This window comes from Pseudomonas sp. BCA17 (genome assembly GCF_004519405.1).
In the GTDB taxonomy this organism is placed as follows: domain Bacteria; phylum Pseudomonadota; class Gammaproteobacteria; order Pseudomonadales; family Pseudomonadaceae; genus Aquipseudomonas.
Window position 1 is genome coordinate 754,015 of sequence record NZ_SGWI01000003.1, and the last position, 6,263, is coordinate 760,277.

General features: G+C 57.4%; 6 protein-coding genes. 3 read left to right on the forward strand and 3 right to left on the reverse strand.

From position 1 onward, the window contains the following. Nucleotides 1–5: 5 nt before the first annotated feature. Complete coding sequence (gene hemJ / locus EXW71_RS16000; RefSeq protein WP_123717341.1) at nucleotides 6–434, reverse strand: protoporphyrinogen oxidase HemJ; 429 nt, start codon at nucleotides 432–434, stop codon at nucleotides 6–8. Between the two features lie 136 nt (nucleotides 435–570). Between hemJ and argC the strand changes: the two genes are divergently transcribed. Together argC and erpA are read left to right on the forward strand one after the other, a co-directional pair. Next, nucleotides 571–1,605, forward strand: coding sequence for an N-acetyl-gamma-glutamyl-phosphate reductase (gene argC, locus EXW71_RS16005; protein WP_123717342.1), 1,035 nt, complete (start codon nucleotides 571–573; stop codon nucleotides 1,603–1,605). A 165-nt stretch (nucleotides 1,606–1,770) separates the two neighbouring features. Next, nucleotides 1,771–2,121, forward strand: coding sequence for an iron-sulfur cluster insertion protein ErpA (erpA, locus tag EXW71_RS16010; protein ID WP_008077999.1), 351 nt, complete (start codon nucleotides 1,771–1,773; stop codon nucleotides 2,119–2,121). Between the two features lie 86 nt (nucleotides 2,122–2,207). Here the strand turns inward: erpA and EXW71_RS16015 are convergent, their stop codons facing one another. Continuing rightward, complete coding sequence (locus tag EXW71_RS16015) at nucleotides 2,208–3,299, reverse strand: anhydro-N-acetylmuramic acid kinase (RefSeq protein WP_134658956.1); 1,092 nt, start codon at nucleotides 3,297–3,299, stop codon at nucleotides 2,208–2,210. A 3-nt stretch (nucleotides 3,300–3,302) separates the two neighbouring features. Beyond that, a complete protein-coding gene (locus tag EXW71_RS16020; protein ID WP_134658954.1) occupies nucleotides 3,303–4,715 on the reverse strand; it encodes a peptidoglycan DD-metalloendopeptidase family protein in 1,413 nt (470 codons plus the stop codon). 208 nt (nucleotides 4,716–4,923) lie between these two features. Between EXW71_RS16020 and tyrS the strand changes: the two genes are divergently transcribed. Next, entirely contained in the window at nucleotides 4,924–6,123 is a 1,200-nt protein-coding gene (gene tyrS / locus EXW71_RS16030) for a tyrosine--tRNA ligase (protein ID WP_134658952.1), read from the forward strand. Nucleotides 6,124–6,263: the final 140 nt, after the last annotated feature.

A 6,263-nucleotide genomic window follows, 5' to 3' on the forward strand; every position in this document is an offset into this window, starting at 1 on the left:
TGAAGTTAGAACGGTTTGACCACGACCAAAATTACGATAGCCAGCAATATCAGAACCGGCACTTCATTGAACCAGCGATAAAAGACATGGCTGCGGGTGTTTTCGCCACGGGCAAAACGTTTTACCTGAGCTCCGCACATGTGGTGGTAGCCGATCAGCAGTACGACGAGAGTGAGCTTGGCGTGGATCCATGCGCCTGATTGAAAGATGCCCGGGTTAAGCGCAAGCATCCAGATGCCGAATACCAGCGTGGCAAGCATCGCCGGCCCCATGATGCCGCGGTAAAGCTTGCGTTCCATCACGCTGAAGCGTTCCTTGCTGACGGTGTCCTCACTTTGAGCGTGGTAGACGAACAGGCGCGGCAGGTAGAACAGCCCGGCAAACCAGCAGACGATGCTGACGATATGGAAGGCTTTGACCCATAGATAGAGCATTTTTGGTTATTCCCAAGGTTCACGGTAGCCAAGATAGTAGTGGCTCATGCGTCCGTACGTCACGTTGGCGGTTGTCGCAGGACGATGCGGCCCCTATTATCGACGGCTTTCCAGTGGGTTCGTTGAGGGCAGGTTTATGGTCAAGGTCGGTATCGTCGGCGGCACGGGTTACACCGGTGTCGAATTGCTGCGTCTGTTGGCTCAGCATCCGCAGGCAGAGGTGGTCGTCATCACTTCCCGATCCGAGGCCGGGCTGGCCGTGGCCGATATGTACCCGAACCTGCGAGGCCATTATGACGGCCTGGCATTCAGTGTTCCGGACATCAAGACCCTGGGGGCTTGTGATGTGGTGTTTTTCGCCACGCCTCACGGTGTGGCTCATGCATTGGCTGGCGAACTGCTGGCGGCCGGCACCAGGGTGATCGACCTGTCCGCAGACTTCCGCCTGCAGGATGCCGACGAGTGGGCCAAGTGGTATGGCCAGCCCCATGGCGCACCGCAATTGCTGGAGGAAGCGGTGTATGGCCTGCCTGAAGTCAATCGTGAGCAGATCAAGCAAGCGCGTCTGATTGCCGTGCCGGGTTGCTATCCGACTGCAACTCAGCTGGGTTTCCTGCCCTTGCTGGAAGCCGGGCTGGCAGATACCTCGCGTTTGATTGCAGACTGCAAGTCGGGGGTGAGCGGCGCTGGCCGTGGCGCGGCAGTAGGTTCCCTGTACTCCGAGACGTCGGAAAGTATGAAAGCCTATGCAGTAAAAGGGCATCGCCATCTGCCGGAAATTCGTCAGGGGCTGCGCCGTGCCGCCGGCAAGGATGTGGGGCTGACCTTTGTACCGCACCTGACGCCGATGATCCGTGGCATTCACTCCACGCTCTACGCCACTGTGGTCGATCGCTCGGTTGATCTGCAGGCGCTGTTTGAAAAGCGTTACGCCAACGAGCCGTTCGTCGACGTGATGCCTGTCGGCAGCCACCCGGAAACCCGCAGCGTACGCGGTGCCAACGTATGCCGTATTGCCGTGCACCGTCCGCAGGATGGTGACCTGGTGGTAGTGCTGTCGGTGATCGACAACCTGGTCAAGGGCGCGTCGGGCCAGGCGGTGCAGAATATGAACATCCTGTTCGGCCTGGATGAGAAGCTGGGTCTGTCTCACGCGGGCATGTTGCCTTAAGACGGTTTCATGACTGTGCAAAAGGCCCGTTTATCGGGCCTTTTGCGTTTTTAATGGCGTGAGAACAGATTGATATACCGTAACAATAGTTGACCGCTTTTCTAGGAGAAGCGGATAATGCCGCCCATTACGCATATGGCGGCGCTACGCCGGGAGATTATCAGCATGAGCGTTGAATCCTTCACCCCCACGGCTTTGCAATTCACCCACGGTGCTGCGCACAAGGTGAAGAGCCTGGTCGATGAAGAGGGTAATGATCGCTTGAAGCTGCGCGTGTTTGTTACGGGCGGCGGTTGTTCAGGGTTTCAGTACGGTTTTACCTTCGATGAAGACGTGGCCGAGGACGACACTATCGTCGAGCGCGAGGGCGTCAGCCTGGTCGTTGACCCGATGAGTTTCCAATACCTGGCAGGTGCCGAGGTGGATTATCAGGAAGGTCTGGAAGGTTCGCGTTTCGTGATCAAGAACCCGAATGCCACTACGACCTGTGGTTGCGGATCTTCGTTCTCGATTTGATCGATGGCCTGATCGACAACCAATAAAAACGCCGCTTGGCTTTGATCGGCCAAGCGGCGTTTTGCTGTCTGCGATTGCGGGTGACGTCAGGCGGGGTAGATCGCGCCCAGGACCCTAAGCCCGCGCGCACCCGTGACGCTTGGACGGTTGGCGGCGATGCCTTCGAGGCAGCAATGGGCCAGCCAGGCAAAGGCCATGGCCTCAACCCAGTCGGGATTTACACCGTAGGAGGCGGTGCTGTCGACCTGGGTGTTAGGCAGCAGTGCGGCCAGTCGCTTCATCAGCGTGGCGTTATGGGCGCCGCCGCCACAGATCAGCAGGGTCTGCGTCTCGGATTGTGCAGCTTGCAGAGAGTCGACGACGGTCAGGGCGGTCAACTCAAGCAGGGTTGCCTGTACATCCTGAGGTTGGAATGCAGGTAATTTGCCGAGGTGTTGTTGCAGCCATTTCAGGTTGAACACTTCGCGCCCAGTACTCTTCGGGCCTTTGGTCTGGAAGAAGGGGTCGCTGAGCAGCGCGTTGAGCAACTGGGGCTCGACCTTGCCACCGGCCGCCCATTGGCCGTCGCGGTCAAAGTGCTCGCCGCGTTGGTGGTGAATCCAGGCGTCCAGCAACACGTTGCCCGGGCCGCAGTCGAAGCCCGCTACAGGCTTGCCGGTTTCAATCAGGCTGAGGTTGCTGAACCCGCCGACGTTCAATACGGCACGGTTACCGGTTTGTTCACCGAACAACGCCTCATGAAAGGCGGGTACCAAGGGGGCGCCCTGACCGCCGGCGGCTACGTCACGGCTGCGAAAGTCACTGACCACAGTGATGCCGGTCAACTCGGTGAGCAGGGCAGGGTTGCCGATCTGAACGGTGAAGCCCCGCGCGGGTTCGTGGCGGATGGTCTGGCCATGGCTGCCAATCGCGCGGATGTCTTGGGGCTTCAGGTTTTGCTGGGCCAGCAAGGCTTGGATGCCGCGAGCGGCCAGTGTTACCCAGTGCTGCTGGGCAATGGCTGATCGGGCTATCTCGTCCGGGCCGCTGGCGCACAGGTCCAGGAGCTCGGTGCGCAGGCTGTCCGGCATGGGAATGTAGTGGTTGGCGATCAAGTTGATCGCCGGGTCTTGTTCGATCAAGGCAATATCCAGGCCATCGAGGCTGGTCCCGGACATCACGCCTATATAGAGCGCCATACCTTAACGCTTCGCCGAAGCCAGCAAGGTGGAGCGTTCCTGATCCATGCGCGCCATCAGCGGCTGGCTTTGTTGCAGGAAGCGTGCACGCTCGGCCTTGGCGATTGGATCGGCCATTGGCAGCTTCTGGCCCAGCGGGTCAACGTGGACGCCGTTGACCTGGAACTCATAGTGCAAGTGCGGGCCGGTAGACAAGCCTGTGGTGCCGATATAGCCAATCACTTGGCCTTGTTTCACGGTGCCGCCTGTTTTTACGCCTTTGGCAAACCCCTGCATGTGTCCGTACAGCGTACGGTAGGTGTTGCCGTGCTGGATGATCACTGTGTTGCCGTAACCGCCACGACGACCGGCCAACAGGACTTTACCGTCACCGGCCGCCTTGATTGGCGTGCCGCGAGGGGCTGCATAGTCGACGCCTTTGTGGGCGCGGATTTTGTTCAGAATTGGATGCTTGCGACCCATGGAGAAACGCGAGCTAATACGAGCGAAGTCCACCGGAGTGCGGATGAAGGCTTTGCGCATGCTGTTGCCATCGGCGGTGTAGTAGCTGGTATTGCCTTGTTTGTTGGTATAGCGAACCGCTGTGTAGGTCTTGCCGCGGTTGGTGAATCGTGCGGAAAGAATGGCGCCGGTGCCGACGACCTTGCCGTTGGCGACTTTCTGCTCGTAGATCACATCGAATTCATCACCCTGGCGGATGTCTTGGGCGAAGTCGATGTCGTAGCCGAACACACTGGCCATGTCCATCGTCATGCTGTGGGACAGGCCGGCGCGGGCGGCTGACTGAGACAGGGAGCTGTTGATGACGCCGTGTACGTAGGCAGAGCGCATGACGGGCTTGGCGGTAATGCGGTTGAAGGCGAAACCTTTGGCGCCCTTGGTCAGGGTAATGCTTTCCAGGTCGCTGATACTGCTGTGCAGGTTGTTCAGTTGGCCGTCTGGCGTCATTTCAAACTCAAGCTTCTGGCCGCGCTTGAGCTGTGTGAATTGCTTGGCTTGTTTATCGCTGGCCAATACCTCATTAACAGTGGCGGCGGGCAAGCCTGCTTTCTCAAACAGGGTTGACAGCGTGTCGCCTTTCGCCACGACTACTTCGCGATGCAACGGGTTCTTGGCGGGGGCTGCAGCAGGCGGCTCTTGAGCTGCCTGTTGAGTCTCCTCAGGCGCGCTTTCTATCTGTGCAAAGGGGGATTCAACGGGGGCATTTGTGGCTTGTTGGGCGTCGGAGGCGTCTTGATCTTGTGTCAGTTGTTCAACCGGGCTTTCCAGGTCAAGGCTCAGGGATGTTCGTTTGGCTTCTACGTCACTGGAAGGGAATACCAGGAGTGCCAGGCTGAGAAGAGCGGCGATTCCACTTGCGGCGAGCAGGTGGGTCTTCGGGTAAAGCGGCGGCGCTTTAGACGGTTCTGTGGTCATAAGTAATTTGACTTTGAAGATGAAATGGAAAAGATGAATGACATGATGAAGATGAAATAACTGTATAAAATATAACCAAATCATCTGTGGCGCAAGCTCGCGAACGCTGGGCTTGCTGAGTAGTGTCCGTACGTAGGGCAAAACTTGTAATTAGTCCCTGATCTTGTATGGTTGGTTCCCTTTTGAATTCGAGCCTTGCGGGTCTGTTATGAAGTCGGTTGAAGAGCAGCTAGCGCTGATAAAACGTGGTGCGGAAGAACTGTTGGTCGAGGCCGAGCTGATCGAAAAGCTCAAGCGTGGCCAGCCTCTGCGTATCAAGGCTGGCTTTGATCCGACAGCACCGGATCTGCATTTGGGGCATACCGTGCTTATCAATAAGTTGCGCCAGTTCCAGGAACTGGGGCATCAGGTCATTTTTCTGATCGGTGATTTTACCGGGATGATCGGTGATCCGAGCGGCAAGAGCGCGACGCGTCCTCCGTTGACTCGTGAGCAGGTTCTCGATAATGCCGAGACCTATAAGACGCAAGTATTCAAGATCCTCGATCCCGCCAAGACCGAGGTGGCGTTCAACTCCACCTGGATGGACCAGATGGGGCCGGCGGACTTCATTCGCCTGACCTCTCAGTACACAGTCGCACGCATGCTTGAGCGTGATGACTTCGATAAGCGCTACTCCACCAATCAGCCGATTGCTATTCACGAGTTCTTGTATCCGCTGGTTCAGGGGTATGACTCGGTGGCATTGCGTGCGGACGTCGAGTTGGGCGGCACCGACCAGAAGTTCAACCTGCTGATGGGGCGTGAGCTGCAGCGTGCGTATGGGCAAGAGGCTCAATGCATTCTGACCATGCCTTTGCTGGAGGGGTTGGATGGCGTCAAGAAGATGTCCAAGTCCTTGGGTAACTATGTGGGTATCCAGGAAGCCCCGGGGGTGATGTACGGCAAGCTGGTTTCTATTCCGGATGCGTTGATGTGGCGTTATTTCGAACTGTTGAGCTTTCGCTCGATGGATGAGATCAACGCATTGCGTGCCGATGTCGAGGCGGGGGCGAATCCGCGGGACGTCAAGATCAAGTTGGCGGAAGAGATCGTTGCGCGTTTCCATGGCGAAGAGGCTGCGGCCAATGCTCACCGTGCTGCGGGTAATCGCATGAAGGATGGCGAACTGCCGGACGATCTGCCTGAGATTGAGTTGACTGCTGCCGAGGCAATGCCGATCGCGGCCGTCCTTAATAAAGCGGGCCTTGTGAAGAACTCGGCGGTGGCGCGTGATCTGCTGGGTTCTGGTGGTGTGCGTGTGGATGGTGAAGTGGTTGATCGCACCTTTATATACCAGCTCGGCGCCACCCATGTTTGCCAGGCCGGGAAGAAGGCATTTGCGCGTATTTCGCTCAAGGCTGAATGAAGCTGAAATTAAGTGTTGACGGCGAATTATATCTGTCTATAATTCGCCCCACTTCCGGCGCAGTCGAAACTGAAAACTCCTTGCTAAACAAGAAGTTACGCAGAATCAGGCAGCGAAAGGCTTCAGTTCATCGAAGCTCA